A 20,281-nucleotide genomic window follows, 5' to 3' on the forward strand; every position below is an offset into this window, starting at 1 on the left:
CAAGGGGCTCCCGGAGACCCGTACACCGACTCCGACCTGCGCATGCGCTCCGCTTCCCCGCCCGCTCGACACCTCCGGGAGCCGCGCCTCGAAACTCTGTTCCGCACGGTCCGCAGCGACGCCCCGCGCACGGCACCGAGCCCGCGAACACGGGGATTCCGGCGCCCGACCGCCCTCCCCCGAGCGTTCGCACGAAATCCATGGCGCCGCGCACCGCCATACGGTTACGCACGGCTCCCCCCTGGGCCATCGAGCGGGACCCGGAACGGACGATGTGCGCCCCGGTCCCACCCCTGCAACGCATCCGAGCCCCCATGGACTCGCCGCCCGCCGCTCTTCGTAGACTTCCCGGCATGCGAACCGAGCCTGCCGTCGAGGTCGTCGGCCTGGTCAAGCGATACGGGGCCAAGACCGCCGTGGACGGGCTCGACCTGACCGTCGCGCGCGGCACCGTCACCGCCGTACTGGGCCCGAACGGCGCCGGGAAGACCACCACGGTCGAGACCTGCGAGGGCTACCGCAGCCCCGACGCCGGGCAGGTCCGCGTCCTGGGCCTCGACCCGGTCGCGGACGCCGCGGCGCTGCGCCCGCGGATCGGCGTGATGCTCCAGTCCGGCGGCGTCTACCCCGGCGCCAGGGCCGAGGAGATGCTGCGTCACACCGCCACTCTGCACGCCCACCCGATCGATGTGGACCTCCTCATCGACCGGCTGGGCCTGGGCAGCTGCGGCCGTACGGCCTACCGGCGGCTGTCCGGCGGCCAGCAGCAGCGGCTGGCGCTGGCGATGGCCGTCGTCGGCCGGCCCGAGCTGGTCTTCCTCGACGAGCCGACCGCCGGCCTCGACCCGCAGGCCAGACACGCCACCTGGGACCTGGTGCGGGAGCTGCGGCAGGACGGCGTCAGCACCGTGCTCACCACCCACTTCATGGACGAGGCCGAGCAGCTCGCCGACGACGTCGCGATCATCGACGGCGGCCGGGTCATCGCCCAGGGCGCCCCGGACGAGCTGTGCCGGGGCGGCGCGGAGAACACCCTGCGCTTCACCGGACGGCCCGGACTCGACATCGCCTCGCTGCTCAAGGCGCTGCCCGCGGACAGCGCGGCCACCGAGCTGACCTCGGGCACCTACCGCGTCCAGGGGAAGGTCGATCCGCAGCTCCTGGCGACCGTCGCCTCCTGGTGCGCGCAGAACGGCGTGATGCCCGACGCGATAGCCGTCGAACGGCACACCCTGGAGGACGTCTTCCTGGAGCTCACCGGCAAGGAGCTGCGCTGATGACCGCTACCGGCACGTTCACCCCGCGGCCCGCGGCGGCGCCGCTGCCCCGGATGATCCGCGCGCAGGCGGCCCTGGAGACCAGGATGCTGCTGCGCAACGGCGAGCAGCTGCTGCTGACCGTCGTCATCCCGACGCTGCTGCTCGTGCTGTTCTCGGCCGTCGACATCATCGCCGTGCCCACCGGCACGGCCGGTGGCGCGGGCAGCTCCGTGGACTTCCTCGCGCCCGGTGTCCTGGCGCTCGCGGTGATGTCCACCGCCTTCACCGGCCAGGCGATCGCGACCGGATTCGAGCGGCGCTACGGGGTGCTCAAGCGCCTCGCCGTCTCCCCGTTGCCGCGCTGGGGGCTGATGACCGCCAAGACCTGCGCGGTGCTGGTCACCGAGATCGTGCAGATCGCGCTGCTGACCGCCGTGGCGTTCGCGCTGGGCTGGTCACCGCACGCCGGTGCCTCCGGCGGCGTGACCTCCGTGCTGCTGCTGCTTCTCCTGGGCACCGCTGCGTTCTCCGGACTCGGCCTGCTGATGGCCGGCACCCTCAAGGCCGAGGCGACCCTCGCCGCGGCCAACCTGGTCTTTCTGTTGCTGCTGGTGGGCGGCGGCGTGATCGTCCCCCTGGAGAAGTTCCCCGAGGCGGCCCGGACGGTGCTCGAACTGCTGCCGATCACGGCGCTGTCCGACGGGCTGCGCGACGTGCTCCAGCACGGCGCGGGCATCCCCTGGCAGGACCTCGGGATCCTGGCCGTGTGGGCGGTGCTCGGCCTGGGCGCTGCGGCCCGCTTCTTCCGCTGGGAGTGACCGCCCGCGCGGTTCGGCGGGGGCGGCTCGGGTGGTTCCGTAGTGATACGGACCCCTCGTGAAAGTTTGCACAAGGGGCCGCCTACGATGGCTCCCGTGCCGAACACGCTGAATCCCCTCGAGCTGATCGCCCGCCGCTGGCAGCCCTCCGCCCGCTTTGTGCGGCGGGCCGCGCTCGCCACCGTCGTGATGGCCGTGATCATCGTCATTACCGGCGGCGCGGTACGGCTGACGCAGTCCGGTCTGGGCTGCTCCACCTGGCCGCGATGCACCCCGGACAGCCTCACGCCGACCGCCGAGATGGGCATCAACGGCCTGATCGAGTTCGGCAACCGCATGCTGACCTATGTGCTGTGCGCGTTCGTCGGCCTGTTCATCATCGCCGCCCGCGCCCGCTCGCCCCGGCGGCGCTCGCTGACCCGGCTGGGCTGGGCGCAGTTCTGGATCGTGATGGGCAACGCCGTCGTCGGCGGCATCACCGTCCTGACCGGGCTGAACCCCTACATTGTCAGCTCGCACTTCCTGCTCACCACCGGCCTCCTCACGGTCTCCGTGGTGGCCTGGCAGCGGGCCCGCGAAGGTGACGAGGAGCCGCGCGGCGTCGTCGTCCGCCCGGTGCGCCAGCTGGCCTGGCTCCTGCTGGCGGCGACCGGTGTGCTCACCCTCCTCGGCACCGTCGTCACCGGCGCGGGGCCGCACGCGGGCGACGCCAGGAAGGTGCACCGCATCCCGCTGAACTGGCAGGAGATCACCCAGCTCCACGTCGACTTCGTCTACATCGTCGTCGGCCTGACGGTCGCCGTGTGGTTCACGCTGCGCGCCGTGAAGGCACCGGCCGCTCCGCGCCGTGCGGTGCTGGAGCTGTTCGGCTGCCTCCTCTTCCAGGGCGGCGTCGGCTACATCCAGTACTTCATGGGGCTGCCGGAGATCGTCATCGGGCTGCACATGTTGGGCTCGGCCCTGGTCTGGATCGCGGTGCTGCGGGTCGTCCTTGCCCTGCGCGAGCGCGGTGCGGTGCCGCTGGTCCCGGCGCCCGCGGGCGTGCACGAGGCCCTGGAGCCTCAGCCGGCGACCGGCACCTCCGCCGCCAGCCGGTAGACCCGGCGGGCGGTCCCGGAGCCGATCATCTCGGTGATCCGCCGTCCGTCCGAGCCGTCGCACAGCCCCTCGTCGGACCACTCCCGGACGACGCGTGCCATGGCGCGCAGGAAGATGCGCGCGCCGGTCACGTAGAGCTCGGGCAGGCCGCTCGCACCCGAGGAGAACAGCAGCTTGCCGAACGGCGCCTGACCGAGGGTCTCCTCCGGCTGCGGTCCGACATCGGCGTACACATGGGTGTGCACCGCCGCGAGCTGCGCCGCCCGCCGGTGGTGCGGTGCGGCGGGCATGAGCACCAGGTCCGCTCCGAGACCGGTCGTGGCCCCCAGAAAGCCCGCGAGCGGCTGGGGATCGGGGCAGTGCAGCTGCACCGGCAGCCCCGTCGCCACCGCGCTCCACAGCAGATGCCGCACCAGCTCCGGCTCGTCGAGCCGCTCACCGGGGCGGCGGCTGCGCAGCCAGCGGTCCGCCGCACTCCGCACCGCACCGGCCCCCGGCGCCCGTCCGTCGCAGTACGTGGCGCCGGAGGCGAAGGCGGTGGCGTGCTGGGCGGACGCGTACAGCGCCTCCGCGAGATAGCCGATGAAGGAGTCGACGCTGCCCGAGGTGTCGGCGACCTGCTCGGCGAGGGGTTCGAGCCGGACGACCTCGTGGGCGCGGGCCGCGGCGGCCCCGGCCAGTTCCGCTGCGGAGGTCAGATCGCTGGGGGTGCCGGCCTCCACCAGGAAGGTGCCGATGCCGGCGCCGCGCAGCAGGAGGCGGCCGGCGCGGTAGGCGCCGATCTCGCGTCTGCGGGCCAGATAGCGGGTCGGCGGGCAGTGCGGCTCCAGGCCGAGCAGCGGGGGGCACCAGCGGCGTACGGCGATGCCGGTCCAGCTGTCGAAGTAGGTCGTGCCAGCGGGGGCCGGGCCATGCGCACCGGCAGCGGCGCCGAGGTGGGCCTCGAAGGAGCCGAGACCGAGTTCACCGTGCACCGCGCCGTGGCTGTACTGATCGATGAGCGGTGGAGATCCGTCCATCCGCTTCTCCTCGCCGAGAGCCGCCGGGCGGCGCGGAAGCGCCGCGCCCGTGGGTTCAACGGACGAGGAGGTCGTCAGGTATCGGGCTCGCAGGCGCCGGGCGGCCCGCCGCAGGGCGCGGGCGCCGCTCCGGCAGGGCCGTCAGGAGTTGGCCGGGCCACCCAGCTGGATGCCTGCCATCCGGGACCATTCGTACGGACCGGTGCGGACCTTGGCGGCGATGTCGCCGTCGAAGTCGTCATGGAGTGCGACGCCGGCCTTCTCTGCCGCGCCCTTGGCGGAGTCGTAGCTCTCCGCGACGAGGGCGCCCCACTCGCCGTTGGCGCCGACGAGGGCGATACGGGTGCGGCCGCGGCCGATGTGTGCGAGCTGGCCCTCGGCGCTGCCGCCGTGCGACGTGGCGAAGGCGCGGATCTCCTTCGCGAGCTTGGCCGTACGCCGCTCGGCCCGCTTGTCGGGCTTCGCACCGGCGCTCTCGTCGGCCGCCGTCGTCACCTGCTCGTCCGCCTGCTGGTTGTCTGCCATGGACAGAATGCTACCCGCCGGTAATCAACGGAGGAAGGGGTCCACGGCAACGGCGACGAACAGCAGGGAGACATAGGTGATGGACCAGTGGAACAGTCGCATCTCCTTGAGCTTGGCACCGGTGACACCGGCCTTGGCGCGGGCCTGCAGGCCGTGCGCCTCCTTGAGCCAGAAGACGCCGCAGGCGAGGGCGACCGCGGTGTAGAACCAGCCGGTGTAGCCCAGGGGCTGCAGCAGCAGCGAGACGGCGACCATCACCCAGCTGTAGGCGACGATCTGGCGGGCGACGGCCTTGTTGCCGGCGATGACCGGCAGCATCGGCACCCCGACCCGCTCGTAGTCGTCCTTGACCTTCATCGACAGCGGCCAGTAATGCGGCGGCGTCCAGAAGAAGATGACAAGGAAAAGGATCACCGCGGCCCAGGAGACCGAATTCGTCACCGAGGACCAGCCGATGAAGACCGGCATGCAGCCCGCGATACCGCCCCAGACGATGTTCTGCGCGGTACGCCGCTTCAGGATCATCGTGTAAACGACGACGTAGAAAAGCAGCGCCCCGAGGGACAGCATCGCCGACAGCGGATTGACGAGGAACCAGAACCAGGCGGTGGAGCCCACCGCGAGGGTGGTCGCGAAGACCAGGCATTCACGCGGCGAGACCATGCCCGTGACCAGAGGCCGCTGGGAGGTGCGGTCCATCAGCGCGTCGATGTCGCGGTCGATGTACATGTTGAAGGCACCCGCCCCGCCGGCGGAGAGGTAACCGCCGATGCAGGTCGCCAGCACCAGCCAGAGGTCCGGCACGCCCTCGGCGGCCAGGAACATCACCGGCACCGTCGTCATCAGCAGCAATTCGATGACGCGCGGCTTGGTCAGGGCGATGAAAGCCTTGACCCGGGCACCGAAAGGACGGTTGCCTGGACCTGGACTCCCAGGGCTCCGAGAGAGCGCCCCCGCAGGACGGGATTCGACGGCCGTCACGCACACCCCTGGAAGTAACTACTGCGGCTGAGCGCCGCGGAGATAAGGCCAGCAAGACATCCGGGCGGGTAACAGCCCGGTGAGCACTTGCGCGTACCACGCCACTCTAGACGTAGGGGATACCGCGGCCTTCGCGGGGGGTGGGGTCGTGTTGACCCCGACGGCGCAGGAGGAATCGCGACCGCGGCGAAGGCCACCGCCTCCGGCGGGCCGCAGGATTCACACCCGACTGCCGGGGCACCCGGATGTTCACGAGGCGAATCGGGGCATCCGACGGCAGTCCGACCGTGCCGCCGACACCCCGTGTCGCCTGGGCGTTCACCTGCTCATCCGGGCGCTCGTTCGCCGGCCGGAAAACTCATGTGTTGCAGGTGACAAAGCCCGGGGTTCCGGCGAAAAAATGCGCCTCCCACGCAGGTAGGCTCGACTTCGTCCGGGGGCATTTCCGTTCCCGGCATTCGACATGTGGAGAGGAGCCCTGACCCAGGGTGAGCACCAAGCCGACCACCACAGGTCTCGAGTGGACCGATCTGGACCAGCGTGCCGTCGATACCGCCCGCGTTCTGGCCATGGATTCCGTGCAGAAGGTCGGTAACGGCCACCCCGGTACGGCCATGAGCCTCGCTCCTGCCGCGTACACCCTCTTCCAGAAGGTGATGCGGCACGACCCGGCGGACGCCGACTGGACCGGCCGCGACCGTTTCGTACTGTCCGCGGGCCACTCGTCCTTGACCCTCTACATCCAGCTCTACCTGGCCGGTTTCGGCCTGGAGCTGGACGACCTCAAGGCCTTCCGCACCTGGGGCTCCAAGACCCCCGGCCACCCGGAGTACGGCCACACCACCGGCGTGGAGACCACCACGGGCCCGCTCGGCCAGGGTGTCGCCAACGCCGTGGGCATGGCGATGGCCGCCCGCTACGAGCGCGGCCTGTTCGACCCCGAGGCGGCCGCCGGCAGCTCGCCGTTCGACCACCACATCTACGCGATCGCCGGTGACGGCTGCCTCCAGGAGGGCATCTCCGCCGAGGCGTCCTCCCTGGCCGGGCACCAGAAGCTCGGCAACCTGATCCTGCTGTGGGACGACAACCACATCTCGATCGAGGGCGACACCGAGACCGCGATCTCCGAGGACACCGAGAAGCGGTACGAGGCCTACGGCTGGCACGTCCAGCGCGTGGAGCCCAAGGAGAACGGCGACCTCGACCCGGCCGCCCTGTACGAGGCGATCGAGGCGGCCAAGGCCGAGACCGAGCGCCCGTCCTTCATCGCGATGCGCTCGATCATCGCCTGGCCGGCCCCGAACGCCCAGAACACCGAGGCCGCACACGGCTCCGCGCTGGGCGACGAAGAGGTCGCCGCCACCAAGCGCGTGCTGGGCTTCGACCCGGAGAAGTCCTTCGAGGTCTCCGACGAGGTGCTCGCGCACACCCGCTCCGCCCTCGACCGCGGCCGCGACGCCAAGGCCGAGTGGGGCAAGGCGTTCGCCGCCTGGCGCACCGCCAGCCCCGAGCGCGCCGCCGAGTTCGACCGCATCGCCGCGGGCGAGCTGCCCGAGGGCTGGCAGGACCACCTCCCGTCGTTCGAGCCGGGCAAGGCCGTCGCCACCCGCGCCGCTTCGGGCAAGGTGCTGCAGGCACTCGGCGGGATCGTGCCCGAGCTGTGGGGCGGCTCCGCCGACCTCGCCGGTTCGAACAACACCACGATCGACAAGACGTCGTCGTTCCTGCCGGAGGGCAACCCACTGCCGGGCGCCGACCCGTACGGCCGCACGATCCACTTCGGCATCCGCGAGCACTCCATGGCCGCGGAGATGAACGGCATCGCGCTGCACGGCAACACCCGCATCTACGGCGGCACCTTCCTGGTGTTCTCCGACTACATGCGCAACGCCGTCCGGCTGTCGGCCCTGATGCACCTGCCGGTGACGTACGTGTGGACGCACGACTCCGTCGGTCTGGGTGAGGACGGTCCGACCCACCAGCCGGTCGAGCACCTCGCCGCGCTGCGCGCCATCCCGGGCCTGAACGTCGTGCGCCCGGCCGACGCCAACGAGACCGCCATCGCCTGGCGCGAGATCCTCAAGCGCTACACCAAGGAGTTCGGCGTCGGGGCCCCGCACGGCCTCGCGCTGACTCGCCAGGGCGTGCCGACCTACGAGGCCAACGAAGGCGTCGCCAAGGGCGGTTACGTGCTCTTCGAGGCGGACGGCGGTGAGCCGCAGGTCGTGCTCATCGGCACCGGCTCGGAGGTCCAGCTCGCCGTCGGCGCCCGTGAGCAGCTCCAGGCTGCCGGTATCCCGACCCGCGTGGTCTCGATGCCGTCGGTGGAGTGGTTCGAGGAGCAGGACCAGGCGTACCGCGACAGCGTGCTTCCCCCGTCGGTCAAGGCCCGTGTCGCCGTCGAAGCCGGCATCGGTCTGACCTGGCACCGCTTCGTCGGTGACGCCGGCCGCATCGTGTCCCTGGAGCACTTCGGTGCCTCCGCCGACGCGAAGGTCCTCTTCCGCGAGTTCGGCTTCACCGCCGACGCGGTGGCCGCCGCCGCTCGGGAATCGATCGAAGCCGCCGCGCGCTGACGCCCATATACGACAAGTAGGAGATGCAGAACCCATGACAGACGCACTCAAGCGCCTCTCCGACGAAGGCGTCGCGATCTGGCTGGACGACCTGTCGCGCCAGCGCATCACGTCCGGCAACCTCGCCGAGCTGATCGACCAGCAGCACGTCGTCGGTGTGACCACCAACCCCTCGATCTTCCAGAAGGCGATCTCGGACGGTCACGGCTACGACCAGCAGGTCGCCGACCTCGCGGCCCGCAAGGTCACCGTCGAGGAAGCCATCCGCATGATCACGACGGCGGACGTCCGTGACGCCGCCGACATCCTGCGCCCGGTCTTCGACGCCACCGGCGGCCAGGACGGCCGGGTGTCGATCGAGGTCGACCCGCGCCTCGCGCACCACACCCTGCCGACGGTCGCGGAGGCCAAGCAGCTCGCGTGGCTGGTGGACCGCCCCAACACCCTCATCAAGATCCCGGCGACCAGGGCCGGCCTGCCGGCGATCACCGAGGTCATCGGCAAGGGCATCAGCGTCAACGTCACGCTGATCTTCTCGCTGGAGCGCTACCGCGAGGTCATGGACGCCTACCTCGCGGGTCTGGAGAAGGCCAAGGCCGCCGGCCTGGACCTCTCCAAGATCCACTCCGTTGCCTCGTTCTTCGTCTCCCGTGTGGACAGCGAGATCGACAAGCGCCTGGAGAAGATCGGCACGGACGAGGCCAAGGCGCTCAAGGGCAAGGCCGCGCTGGCCAACGCCCGCCTGGCCTACCAGGCGTACGAGGAGGTCTTCTCCTCGGACCGCTGGGCCGCGCTGGACAAGGCGCTCGCCAACAAGCAGCGTCCGCTGTGGGCCTCGACCGGCGTCAAGGACCCGGCCTACAAGGACACGCTGTACGTCGACGAGCTGGTCGCCCCGGGCACGGTCAACACCATGCCGGAGGCCACCTTGGAGGCCACCGCCGACCACGGCCGGATCACCGGCGACACGGTGCGCGGCACGTACGAGTCGGCCCAGGCCGATCTCGACGCGATCGCCGGGCTGGGGATCTCGTACGACGAGGTCGTGCAGCTCCTGGAGGACGAGGGCGTCGAGAAGTTCGAGGCGTCCTGGAACGACCTGCTCAAGTCCACTGAGGCGGAGCTCAAGCGCCTTTCCCCTTCGGAGGCCTGAGGAATTGACCAGCAGCAATCCGCTGCGTGACGCACAGGACCGGCGGCTCCCGCGTATCGCGGGGCCGTCCGGCCTTGTCATCTTTGGCGTCACGGGCGATTTGTCCCGTAAAAAGCTGATGCCCGCCGTCTACGACCTGGCCAACCGCGGTCTGCTCCCGCCGGGTTTCTCCCTCATCGGGTTCGCCCGCCGTGAGTGGGAGCACGAGGACTTCGCGAAGGAGGTGTACGAGGCCGTCAAGCAGCACTCCCGGACGCCCTTCCGCGAGGAGGTCTGGCAGCAGCTGGTCCAGGGCTGCCGCTTCGTCCAGGGCAACTTCGACGACGACGACGCCTTCGAAACCCTCAAGAACACCATCAACGAGCTCGACAAGGCGCAGGGCACCGGCGGCAACTTCGCCTTCTACCTCTCGGTGCCGCCGAAGTTCTTCCCCAAGGTCGTCCAGCAGCTGAAGAAGCACGGGCTGGCCGACCAGAAGGAGGGCTCCTGGCGCCGCGCGGTCATCGAGAAGCCCTTCGGCCACGACCTCAAGAGCGCTCAGGAGCTCAACCAGGTCGTCCACGAGGTCTTCCCGCCGGAAGAGGTCTTCCGGATCGACCACTACCTGGGCAAGGAGACGGTCCAGAACATCATGGCGCTGCGGTTCGCCAACACGATGTTCGAGCCGCTCTGGAACCGCAGCTATGTCGACCACGTGCAGATCACCATGGCCGAGGACATCGGCATCGGCGGCCGGGCCGGCTACTACGACGGCATCGGCGCGGCGCGTGACGTCATCCAGAACCACCTGCTCCAGCTGCTCGCGCTGACCGCGATGGAGGAGCCCGCCTCCTTCGAGGCGGACGCGCTGGTCGCCGAGAAGACCAAGGTGCTCGGCGCCGTCCGGATCCCCGCCGACCTCGGCAAGGAGACCGTGCGCGCGCAGTACACGGCCGGCTGGCAGGGCGGCGAGCAGGCCGTCGGTTATCTGGAGGAAGAGGGCATCAACCCCCAGTCCAAGACCGACACCTACGCCGCCATCAAGCTGCAGGTGGACAACCGCCGCTGGGCGGGCGTCCCCTTCTATCTCCGCACCGGCAAGCGCCTCGGCCGCCGCGTGACCGAGATCGCGGTGGTCTTCCAGCGCGCCCCGCACTCCCCCTTCGACCACACCGCGACGGAGGAGCTGGGGCAGAACGCCCTGGTCATCCGCGTGCAGCCGGATGAAGGCGTGACCGTCAGGTTCGGCTCCAAGGTGCCGGGAACCTCGATGGAGGTGCGGGACGTCTCGATGGACTTCGCGTACGGCGAGTCCTTCACTGAGTCCAGCCCCGAGGCGTACGAGCGGCTGATCCTCGATGTACTGCTCGGTGACGCCAACCTCTTCCCGCGACTGGAGGAGGTCGAGCTGTCCTGGCGCATCCTCGACCCGATCGAGGAGTACTGGGAGAGCAAGGGCAAGCCCGCGCAGTACCCGGCGGGCACCTGGGGACCCGTCGAGGCGGACGAAATGCTCGCACGAGACGGACGGAGCTGGCGTCGCCCATGAAGATCGATCTGACGGAAACCACGGCCAGCAAGATCAACAAGGCTTTGGTCCAGGGCCGTCGCGCCGTCGGCACCCCTGCCATCGGCATGGTGCTGACCCTCGTCATCGTCACCGACGAGGAGAACGCCTACGACGCCCTGAAGGCCGCCAACGAAGCCTCGCGTGAGCACCCCTCGCGCACGCTCGTCGTCATCAAGCGGGTCAGCCGGTCGCCGCGCAACCGCTCCAAGGCGCGCCTGGACGCAGAGGTCCGGGTGGGCACGGACGCGGGCACCGGCGAGACGGTCGTACTGCGGCTGTACGGCGAGGCCATCGACCACGCCCAGTCCGTGGTGCTGCCGCTGCTGCTGCCGGACGCGCCGGTCGTGGTCTGGTGGGCGGTGAACGCCCCGAAGAACCCCGCGAAGGACCCGCTCGGTGCGCTGGCCCAGCGCCGTGTCACCGACGCCTACGCCGCCGAGAATCCGGTGGCGGAGCTGGCAAGTCGCGCGGACACCTACACCCCGGGCGACACCGACCTCGCCTGGACCCGCATCACCCCCTGGCGTTCGATGCTCGCCGCGGCGCTCGACCAGGCGCCGTGCACGGTCACCTCGGCCGAGGTCGAGGGCGAGGAGTTCAACCCCAGTTGCGAGCTGCTCGCCATGTGGCTCGCCAGCAGGCTGCACGTCCCGGTCAAGCGCACCGCGTCGGCCGGTCCCGGCCTGACGGCCGTGCGGATGGAGAGCAGCTGCGGTCCCATCGTGCTGGACCGTCCGGACGGCTCGCTGGCCACGCTCTGCATGCAGGGCCAGCCCGACCGGGCGGTGGCCCTCAAGCGACGGGACACCTCCGAGCTGCTCGCCGAGGAACTGCGCCGGCTCGACCCGGACGACACCTATGCCGCAGCGCTGAAGTACGGCGTGGCACGCCTCGGGGAGTCGTCCGGCGCGGAGGCGAAGTCCGCCGAGGAGACGCCGGTCGCAGCGGAAGCCGCCCCGGCCAAGCCCGCGGCGAAGAAGGCACCCGCCAAGAAGGCGGCCGGCAAGTGAGTGCTCCGCAGGTCGTCGTCCACCGCGACAAGGAACTCATGGCGAAGGCCGCCGCGGCCCGGCTGATCACCAAGATCGTCGACGCGCAGTCCGCCCGGGGCTTCGCCTCGGTGGTGCTGACCGGCGGACGCAACGGCAACGGGCTGCTCGCGGCCCTCGCCGAGGCGCCCGCCCGGGACGCGGTGGACTGGTCCCGCCTGGACCTGTGGTGGGGCGACGAGCGTTTCCTGCCGTACGGCGACCCCGAGCGCAACGACACCCAGGCCCGCGAGGCGCTGCTGGACAGCGTTCCGCTGGACCCGGCCCGGGTGCATCCGATGCCCCCCTCGGGCGGAGCGTACGGCAATGACGCCGACGCCTCGGCCGAGGCGTACGCGGCCGAACTGGCCGCCGCCGCACGGCCCGAGGACCACGGCCCGGTGCCGTCCTTCGACGTCCTGCTGCTGGGTGTCGGCCCGGACACGCATGTCGCCTCGCTCTTCCCCGAGCTGCCGGCCGTGCGCGAGAGCGAGCGGACGGTGGTCGGGGTGCACGGCGCCCCCAAGCCGCCGCCCACCCGCATCTCGCTGACCCTGCCGGCGATCCGTGCGGCACGGGAGGTCTGGCTGCTGGCGGCCGGCGAGGACAAGGCCGGTGCCGCGGCGATCGCGCTCTCCGGCGCGGGCGAGGTCCAGGCTCCGGCAGCCGGTGCCCGGGGCCGCAGCCGGACGTTGTGGCTGCTGGACGAGGCGGCGGCGGCCCAACTGCCGCGCAGCCTCTATCCGCCCGCCTCGGCGTAGGTTCCGAAGAACGCCTGCGGCCCCGTCCTCCTCCGGGAGGGCGGGGCCGCTGTCGTCTCTCGAAAGCGCCGTGGCGCCCTCGATCAACGGCCGCGCAGCTCGCGGTACTTGCCGACCAGGCGGGCGGTGGAGACGTCCAGGCCCGGCACCGTGGCGCCGTCCGTCAGGGCCGGCTCCACCCGCTTGGCGAGGACCTTGCCCAGCTCCACGCCCCACTGGTCGAAGGAGTCGATGTTCCAGATCGCGCCCTGGACGAAGACCTTGTGCTCGTAGAGGGCGATCAGCTGGCCGAGGACGGACGGGCTGAGTTCCTTGGCCAGGATGGTGGTGCTGGGGTGGTTGCCGCGGAAGGTCTTGTGCGGCACCAGCTCCTCCGCCACGCCCTCGGCGCGCACCTCGTCGGGCGTCTTGCCGAAGGCCAGCGCCTGGCCCTGCGCGAAGAGGTTCGCCATCAGCAGGTCGTGCTGGGCGACCAGGCCCGGCCGCAGATCAGCGACCGGCTCGGCGAAACCGATGAAGTCCACCGGGATCATCTTCGTGCCCTGGTGGAGCAGCTGGTAGTAGGCGTGCTGGCCGTTCGTACCGGGCGTTCCCCACACGACAGGCCCGGTCTGCCAGTTGACGGGGTTGCCCTCGCGGTCCACGGACTTGCCGTTGGACTCCATGTCCAACTGCTGGAGATACGCGGTGAACTTGGAGAGGTAGTGGCTGTACGGCAGGACCGCGTGCGACTGGGCGTCCCAGAAGTTGCCGTACCAGATGCCGAGCAGGCCGAGCAGCAGCGGGGCGTTCTCCTCCGGCGGGGCGGAGCGGAAGTGCTCGTCGACGAGGTGGAAACCGGCCAGCATCTCGCGGAAGTGCTCCGGGCCGATCGCGAGCATCAGCGACAGACCGATCGCGGAGTCGAAGGAATAGCGGCCGCCCACCCAGTCCCAGAACTCGAACATGTTGGTGGTGTCGATGCCGAATTCCGCGACCTTCTCGGCGTTGGTCGACAGCGCCACGAAGTGCTTGGCCACGGCGTCGTCACCGGCGCGGAGCGTGGACAGCAGCCAGTCACGCGCGGACGTCGCGTTGGTGATCGTCTCGATGGTGGTGAAGGTCTTCGAGGCGATGATGAACAGCGTCTCGGCCGGGTCCAGGTCGCGCAGCGCCTCGTGCAGATCGGCGCCGTCGACGTTGGAGACGAACCGGAATTGCAGCTCGCGGTGGCTGTAGGCGCGCAGCGCCTCGAACGCCATCGCCGGGCCCAGGTCGGAGCCGCCGATGCCGATGTTGACGACGGTCTTGATGGGCTTGCCGGTGTGGCCCTTCCAGTCGCCGGAGTGGATCCGGTCGCAGAAGACGCTCATCTTCATCAGGGCGGCGTGCACGGCCGGGACGACGTTCTCCCCGCCCGTCGTGATGACCGCCGCGCCGGGTGCGCGCAGCGCGGTGTGCAGCACGGCACGCCGCTCGGTGATGTTGATCTTCTCGCCGCGGAACATCGCGTCCCGCAGCCCGGCCACGCCGGTCGCCGCGGCCAGCTCCTGGAGCAGCCGCAGGGTGTCATCGGTGACCAGGTGCTTGGAGTAGTCCAGGTGCAGATCGCCGACCTGGAGGGTGTACCGCTCGGCGCGGGCCGGGTCCCGGTCGAACAGCTCACGAAGATGTACCTCCCCCAGCTGCTCCCGGTGCTTGTTCAGCGCCGTCCACTCCGGCAGCTGGTCGAGCCTGCTGCGGCGTTCTGCGTTCATCTCCGACATCAGCCTTCTCATCTCGTACCGGCCCCGCCGTGCTCCAACCTAATTGATCAGGGCACGGTATGAGGTGTCTGTCCGCTGTCGGCCGACTGAAGCACGGGTATCAGGGTGACGACGCCGAGACCCAGCAGCGCGGCGGCCAGCAGGGCCGGGAGGTTGGCGCCCCACACCGCGGCGGCCGCGCCGCCCAGCAGCGCCCCCAGCGGCGTCCCGGCGACGGAGACCGTGCGGAACGCGGCACTGATCCGCCCGAGCATCGCGGTGGGGCTGCGCTGCTGGACCACCGTCGTCTCCAGGACGCTCCACACCATGCTCGCGAAGCCGAACAGGCCGAGGAACGCCGACGCGGCCCACAGGGAGCGCAGCGTCCCGAAGGCCACCAGCACGGCGGTCTGCAGCAGGCCGGCCAGGAGCAGGGTGCGGACCTGGCCGCCGAGCGCGGCGGTGACCCGGCCCGCCGTCAGCCCGCCGAGCACCATCCCGATGCCGTACCCGGTCGTCACCGCGGCATAGCCGAAGTCCCCCGCACCCAGCCACTCCTTGACCACCACCACGAGGGTGGCGATCAACGCGCCGATGCCGACGTTGCCCAGCGCCACCGCTACGCAGAACGACCGCAGGACCCGGTCGCGCCACAACGCCCGGGTGCCGTCGGCGATTTCACGCCGGAGAGTGGATGCGGCACGGGCCGGCGCAGGCCGCGAGGGGGTCAGGCCGCGCAGCGAGGCGACCAGTGCCGCAGCGACGAGGTAGGTGACGGCGTCGGCCGCGAAGGGCGCGGCGGCGCCCAGCGCGATGAGCAGTGGCGCCAGCGGCCCGCCGACGAACCGGCCCAGCACCTCCTGGCCGGTCATCAAACGGGCGTTGGCGATGCCCAGTGCCTCCTGCGACACCACCGCGGGCAGCAGGGCCGTGGCGGCGTTGTCGAAGAGCGTCTGGAGGGTGGTGAGAGCGAAGGCGAGGGCCAGCAACAGCCCGATGCCGGCCGCCCCGAGCGCCACGGCCAGGGCGAAGCCGGCCATCAGAAGGCCGCGCAGCACATCGACCACCCACATGGCCCGGCGCTGGTCCACCCGGTCGGCGACCGCGCCGCCCAGCAGGCCGAAGCACAGCCAGGGCAGCAGACCGCAGGCGGTGACGAGGGAGATCAGCACCGGTGAGTCGGTCAGGGAGTAGGCGAGCAGCGGCAGCGCCGTACCGCGCAGCGCGTCACCGAAGCGGGAGACGGCCGCCGCGGTCCACAGCAGGCCGAAGCCGCCGCGCCAGGCGAGCGTGACGACACCCGCCGCGCCGCCAACCCCCGTGCTCGCCATGCCGCCTCCGTACCGTTTCTCCCGGTACACAAACGGTAACGACGACCACTGACAGCGGACCTCGGGCAGCTTCCCCATCCGCTACCTCAGATGCCGCGCCGGGTGCGGCCGACAGCCGGTGGCGGGCTGGACAGGGACTCGCGATGAGGCGCCCCACGCGCGACCGGCCCGGCCGGAGGGTCGTCTGTCCCCTCCGGCCGGGCCGGTCCGGCGTCTGTGGTCCGTCAGATCTCGCCGCGGAGCTTGGCGAGCGCCTCGGCGAGAATCGCCTCTCCGTCAGCGTCGCTACGACGCTCCCGGACGTAGGCGAGGTGAGTCTTGTACGGCTCGGTGCGCGGCGGGTCCGGAGGGCTCTCCCGGTCCTTGCCTGCCGGGAAACCACAGCGCGGGCAGTCCCAGGTGTCAGGAACCTGCGCGTCACCGGCGAAGCTGGGCTGTGTCTCGTGCCCGTTGGAGCACCAGAAGGAGATGCGGGTGCGCGGCGCGGATTCACCGCGCTCGGCCTCCCCCATCGGCCCCGCCCCGACCCGACTTCCTCGGATCGCGTTGCCACTTGCCACGGTCGTAACTCCCTGCGTAATGGTGCTGCGAAGCCTCTCACAACAGCTTCACTGCGGGCTCTAACAGCAGCTGCGCTGCGGGCCCCCCAGTTTACGTAAGGCCCAACGCGCGTCCAGTGACAGGAGTTACCCGTCCGAGGACGCCGCCCTCATGATAGGCCGCGTCTCCGACGGTATGTCAGTTTCCGAGCTTCATCAGGACACCGAGAACGACAATGCACGCAAACCACAGCAGACCGATCACGATGGTGATGCGGTCGAGGTTGCGCTCGGCGACCGAGGAGCCACCGACCGAGGACTGCATACCGCCACCGAACATGTCGGACAGGCCGCCGCCCTTCCCCTTGTGCATGAGCACCAGCATCATCAGCAGCAGGCTGAAGACGATGAGGGCGATCGAGAACCCGATGACCACGGCTGGACCAACTCTCTAGGACTGACGGACGGAACAGTTGTTCCGACGCCTTCCGGCGACGGAGACCCACCACACGAGATCAAAATGGTGCGGGGCCGGGGCGGCGTGCTGGACGCCGGACCCGGCCCCGACAGGGTACGACGGGCCGGGCCCGTCGTCATAGCTGCTACTGGTCGCGGAAGCGGACGATCTTGACGAATTCGTCCGCGTCCAGCGCCGCGCCGCCGATCAGCGCGCCGTCGACGTCGGGCTGCGCCATGATCGCCGCGACGTTGCCGGACTTGACCGAGCCGCCGTACTGGATGCGGACCTTGTCGGCCAGGTCCTGGCTGTAGAGCTCGGCGAGGCGGCCGCGGATCGCACCGCAGACCTCCTGCGCGTCCTCGGGCGTGGCGACCTCGCCGGTGCCGATGGCCCACACCGGCTCGTAGGCGATCACGATGGACTCGGCCTGCTCGGCGGGGATGTCCGTCAGCGCGCCGTCGACCTGGGCGAGGGTGTGTGCGACCTGGTTGCCGGCCTTGCGGACGTCCAGGCCCTCACCGACGCACAGGATCGGGGTGAGGCCGTGCTTGTAGGCGGCCTTGACCTTGGCGTTGCAGATCTCTTCGTTCTCGCCGTGGTACTGGCGGCGCTCGCTGTGCCCGATGGTCACATAGGTGCACTTGAGCTTGGCGAGCATGCTGCCGGAAATCTCACCGGTGTAGGCCCCGGAGTCGTGCGCCGAGAGGTCCTGGGCGCCGTACTTGATCTTCAGCTTGTCGCCGTCCACCAGCGTCTGCACCGACCGCAGGTCGGTGAAGGGCGGCAGGACCGCGACCTCTACGGCGTCGAAGTCCTTGTCGGCGAGGGCGAAGGCGAGCTTCTGGACGTGTGCGATGGCCTCGAGGTGGTTGAGGTTCATCTTCCAGTTGCCCGCCATCAGCGGGGTACGGCCCTCGTTCAGAGCAGTCACGTTCTTCAGTCCTCCAGAGCAGCGAGGCCGGGGAGCGTCTTGCCTTCGAGGTATTCGAGGCTGGCGCCACCGCCGGTCGAAATGTGGCCAAAAGCGTTCTCGTCGAAGCCCAGGGCGCGGACAGCCGCGGCCGAGTCCCCACCACCGACGACGGTGAAGGCGGGGCTGTCGAGCAGTGCCTGCGCGACGGCCGTGGTACCGCCCGCGTAGTCGGGGTGCTCGGCGACGCCGACCGGGCCGTTCCAGAACACCGTCTCGGCGTCCGCGATCTTCGAGGCGAAGAGTTCGCGGGTCTTCGGGCCGATGTCCAGGCCCTCCTTGTCGGAGGGGATCTTGTCAGCGTCGACGACAACGTACTCGGCGGGCGCCTTGGTCTTCAGGTCGGGGAACTCCGCCGCGGCCAGGACGTCGACGGGAAGAACCAGCTCGACGCCGTTCTTCTCCGCCCGCTCGAGGTACTCGGTGACCGCGGGGACCTGGTCCTCCTGCAGCAGCGAGATGCCCACCTCGTAGCCCTTGGCCTTGAGGAAGGTGTACGCCATGCCACCGCCGATCAGCAGCCGGTCGGCCTTGCCGAGCAGCTGGTCGATCACGGCGAGCTTGTCGGAGACCTTGGCGCCGCCGAGGACGACGACGTAGGGGCGCTTGACGTCCTCGGTGAGCTTCTTCAGCACGTTGACCTCGGCGGCGATCAGGTCGCCGGCGGCGTGCGGAAGGCGGGCCGGGAGGTCGTAGACCGAGGCGTGCTTGCGGTGCACGGCGCCGAAGCCGTCACCGACGTACAGGTCCGCGAGGGCGGCGAGCTGGTCGGCGAACGCGCCGCGCTCGGCGTCGTCCTTGCTGGTCTCGCCGGGGTTGAAGCGGAGGTTCTCCAGTACGGCGACCTGGCCGTCGGAGAGGCCGTCGACGACGGACTTCGCGGACTCGCCGACCGTGTCGGTCGCGAAGGCCACGTCCCTGCCGAGCAGCTCGCCCAGCCGGGCAGCCGCGGGGGCGAGGGAGAAGGCCGGGTCCGGGGCACCCTTGGGGCGGCCCAGGTGGGAGGCGACGATGACCTTGGCGCCGTACTGCGCGAGCTTGGCGATCGTCGGCTGGACGGCGCGGATACGGCCGTCGTCGGTGATGGTCGTGCCGTCCAGCGGCACATTGAGGTCGGCGCGGACGAATACCCGCTTGCCCGCGACCCCTTCTGCGGTGAGATCGTCGATCGTCTTCATGAGGAGTGACTCCGTAGCTTCAGTCAGTCATGGGTCGGGGCCCGTACGACGCTTCATCGCGTCATACGAGCCCCGTCCTCACATCTCAATGCCTTGGGGTGCCCGGTGAAGCAAGGGGGCACCTCTCAGCGCCTGCTGGTCGAGATCAGAGCTGGCCGCCGACGAAGGTGGTCAGGTCCACCAGGCGGTTGGAGTAGCCCCACTCGTTGTCGTACCAACCGACGATCTTGACGCTCTTGCCCTGGACCATGGTCAGGGAGGAGTCGAAGGTGCAGGACGCCGGCCAGTTGACGATGTCCGAGGAGACGATCGGGTCCTCGGTGTACTCCAGGACGCCCTGGAGCTGGCCCTCGGACGCCTTCTGGAAGGCGGCGTTGACCTCGTCCTTGGTGACCTCGCGCTCCAGCTCGATGACCAGGTCGGTGACCGAACCGGTGGGGACCGGCACGCGCATGGCGATGCCGTCGAGCTTGCCGGCGAGCTCCGGGATCACCAGGGCGGTGGCCTTGGCGGCACCGGTGGTGGTCGGGATGATGTTCTCGGCGGCGGCGCGGGCACGGCGCAGGTCGCTGTGCGGGAAGTCCAGGATGCGCTGGTCGTTGGTGTACGCGTGCACCGTCGTCATCAGGCCCTTGACGATGCCGAAGTTCTCCAGGAGAACCTTGGCCATCGGCGCCACACAGTTGGTGGTGCAGGAGGCGTTGGAGATGACGTTGTGCTTGGCGGCGTCGTACTTGTCCTGGTTGACGCCCATCACGATCGTGATGTCCTCGTCCTTGGCGGGCGCGGAGATCAGGACCTTCTTGGCGCCGGCCGCGATGTGCTTGGCGGCGTCGGCCTTCTTGGTGAAGATGCCGGTCGACTCGATGACGATGTCGGCGCCGAGCTCACCCCAGGGGAGGTTCGCCGGGTCGCGCTCGGCCATCGTCTTGAAGGTCTGGTTGCCGACCGTGATGGTGTCGTCGGTGTGGCTGACGTCCTGCTTGAGGCGACCCAGGATGGTGTCGTACTTGAGCAGGTGGACCAGGGTGGCGTTGTCGGTCAGGTCGTTGACACCGACGATCTCGATGTCCGCACCCTGCTCCAGGAGCGCGCGGAAGTAGTTACGACCAATGCGGCCGAATCCGTTGATGCCTACGCGGATCGTCACGAACCGATCTCCTCGTTGGTACGCCGGCTCAGATACCGGCGAGCTGTATGGGATGTCCCCGACCGCCTCCGACCCTACCCCCAATACGAGACGTACGTGACATTGACAGGGACGGCTCGCGCTCCCTCAAGAACCACTCCCGGCCAACACGCCCCGCGCCCC

At 70.0% G+C, this 20,281-nt stretch carries 18 protein-coding genes; 8 read left to right on the plus strand and 10 right to left on the minus strand.

Annotated elements, in window-relative coordinates:
- The first annotated feature begins 353 nt into the window (after window positions 1-353).
- The 3 genes from ACGFZW_RS27700 to ACGFZW_RS27710 all read left to right on the plus strand — a co-directional run bounded on the left by ACGFZW_RS27700 (window position 354) and on the right by ACGFZW_RS27710 (window position 3,175).
- Window positions 354-1,277 carry an ABC transporter ATP-binding protein gene (locus ACGFZW_RS27700; RefSeq protein WP_393895946.1) on the plus strand — a complete coding sequence of 308 codons (924 nt, stop codon included), beginning with the start codon at window positions 354-356 and terminating at the stop codon, window positions 1,275-1,277.
- On the plus strand, window positions 1,277-2,077 hold the full coding sequence (locus tag ACGFZW_RS27705; protein WP_393895947.1) for an ABC transporter permease: 801 nt from the start codon (window positions 1,277-1,279) through the stop codon (window positions 2,075-2,077). Before ACGFZW_RS27700 ends, ACGFZW_RS27705 begins: the two co-directional genes overlap by 1 nt.
- Window positions 2,078-2,173: 96 nt before the next feature.
- Window positions 2,174-3,175, plus strand: a complete 1,002-nt coding sequence (locus tag ACGFZW_RS27710; protein ID WP_393895948.1) for a heme A synthase — start codon at window positions 2,174-2,176, stop codon at window positions 3,173-3,175.
- Here the strand turns inward: ACGFZW_RS27710 and ACGFZW_RS27715 are convergent.
- The 3 genes from ACGFZW_RS27715 to ACGFZW_RS27725 form a co-directional block, all read right to left on the minus strand.
- Window positions 3,139-4,194 (minus strand): amidohydrolase, encoded by a 1,056-nt coding sequence (locus ACGFZW_RS27715; RefSeq protein ID WP_393895949.1) that lies wholly within the window; start codon window positions 4,192-4,194, stop codon window positions 3,139-3,141. The genes ACGFZW_RS27710 and ACGFZW_RS27715 overlap by 37 nt on opposite strands.
- Before the next feature lie 141 nt (window positions 4,195-4,335).
- Window positions 4,336-4,719, minus strand: a complete 384-nt coding sequence (locus ACGFZW_RS27720) for a hypothetical protein (protein ID WP_393895950.1) — start codon at window positions 4,717-4,719, stop codon at window positions 4,336-4,338.
- A 24-nt stretch (window positions 4,720-4,743) separates the two neighbouring features.
- Window positions 4,744-5,700 (minus strand): heme o synthase, encoded by a 957-nt coding sequence (locus ACGFZW_RS27725; protein ID WP_393895951.1) that lies wholly within the window; start codon window positions 5,698-5,700, stop codon window positions 4,744-4,746.
- A 488-nt stretch (window positions 5,701-6,188) separates the two neighbouring features.
- Between ACGFZW_RS27725 and tkt the strand changes: the two genes are divergently transcribed.
- From tkt to pgl, 5 genes are read left to right on the plus strand one after another with little or no spacing between them, the layout of a single operon-like run.
- Complete coding sequence (gene tkt / locus ACGFZW_RS27730) at window positions 6,189-8,276, plus strand: transketolase (RefSeq protein WP_393895952.1); 2,088 nt, start codon at window positions 6,189-6,191, stop codon at window positions 8,274-8,276.
- A 34-nt stretch (window positions 8,277-8,310) separates the two neighbouring features.
- Window positions 8,311-9,429, plus strand: coding sequence for a transaldolase (gene tal / locus ACGFZW_RS27735; protein ID WP_393895953.1), 1,119 nt, complete (start codon window positions 8,311-8,313; stop codon window positions 9,427-9,429).
- 4 nt (window positions 9,430-9,433) lie between these two features.
- Window positions 9,434-10,957: a glucose-6-phosphate dehydrogenase gene (gene zwf, locus ACGFZW_RS27740; RefSeq protein WP_393895954.1), complete on the plus strand. Its 1,524-nt coding sequence runs from the start codon at window positions 9,434-9,436 to the stop codon at window positions 10,955-10,957.
- Window positions 10,954-11,988, plus strand: coding sequence for a glucose-6-phosphate dehydrogenase assembly protein OpcA (opcA, locus tag ACGFZW_RS27745; RefSeq protein ID WP_393895955.1), 1,035 nt, complete (start codon window positions 10,954-10,956; stop codon window positions 11,986-11,988). The genes zwf and opcA overlap by 4 nt, the downstream gene beginning before the upstream one ends.
- Window positions 11,985-12,767 carry a 6-phosphogluconolactonase gene (gene pgl, locus ACGFZW_RS27750; RefSeq protein ID WP_393895956.1) on the plus strand — a complete coding sequence of 261 codons (783 nt, stop codon included), beginning with the start codon at window positions 11,985-11,987 and terminating at the stop codon, window positions 12,765-12,767. The genes opcA and pgl overlap by 4 nt, the downstream gene beginning before the upstream one ends.
- Window positions 12,768-12,850: 83 nt before the next feature.
- Here the strand turns inward: pgl and pgi are convergent, their stop codons facing one another.
- From pgi to gap, 7 genes are all read right to left on the minus strand, one after another.
- The gene (pgi, locus tag ACGFZW_RS27755) at window positions 12,851-14,512 is read right to left on the minus strand and encodes a glucose-6-phosphate isomerase (RefSeq protein ID WP_393895957.1); all 1,662 of its coding nucleotides are present in this window, start codon (window positions 14,510-14,512) and stop codon (window positions 12,851-12,853) included.
- A gap of 47 nt (window positions 14,513-14,559) precedes the next feature.
- Window positions 14,560-15,822: an MFS transporter gene (locus ACGFZW_RS27760; RefSeq protein ID WP_393895958.1), complete on the minus strand. Its 1,263-nt coding sequence runs from the start codon at window positions 15,820-15,822 to the stop codon at window positions 14,560-14,562.
- 224 nt (window positions 15,823-16,046) lie between these two features.
- On the minus strand, window positions 16,047-16,382 hold the full coding sequence (locus ACGFZW_RS27765) for an RNA polymerase-binding protein RbpA (protein ID WP_078518748.1): 336 nt from the start codon (window positions 16,380-16,382) through the stop codon (window positions 16,047-16,049).
- 178 nt (window positions 16,383-16,560) lie between these two features.
- Window positions 16,561-16,797 carry a preprotein translocase subunit SecG gene (gene secG, locus ACGFZW_RS27770; protein ID WP_128508572.1) on the minus strand — a complete coding sequence of 79 codons (237 nt, stop codon included), beginning with the start codon at window positions 16,795-16,797 and terminating at the stop codon, window positions 16,561-16,563.
- 166 nt (window positions 16,798-16,963) lie between these two features.
- Window positions 16,964-17,719 (minus strand): triose-phosphate isomerase, encoded by a 756-nt coding sequence (tpiA, locus tag ACGFZW_RS27775; RefSeq protein WP_393896043.1) that lies wholly within the window; start codon window positions 17,717-17,719, stop codon window positions 16,964-16,966.
- A gap of 38 nt (window positions 17,720-17,757) precedes the next feature.
- Complete coding sequence (locus ACGFZW_RS27780; RefSeq protein ID WP_393895959.1) at window positions 17,758-18,969, minus strand: phosphoglycerate kinase; 1,212 nt, start codon at window positions 18,967-18,969, stop codon at window positions 17,758-17,760.
- Between the two features lie 145 nt (window positions 18,970-19,114).
- The gene (gene gap, locus ACGFZW_RS27785; RefSeq protein WP_393895960.1) at window positions 19,115-20,119 is read right to left on the minus strand and encodes a type I glyceraldehyde-3-phosphate dehydrogenase; all 1,005 of its coding nucleotides are present in this window, start codon (window positions 20,117-20,119) and stop codon (window positions 19,115-19,117) included.
- Between the last annotated feature and the right edge of the window lie 162 nt (window positions 20,120-20,281).

It is taken from the genome of Streptomyces sp. NPDC048248, from assembly GCF_043201875.1.
Classification (GTDB): Bacteria; Actinomycetota; Actinomycetes; order Streptomycetales; family Streptomycetaceae; genus Streptomyces.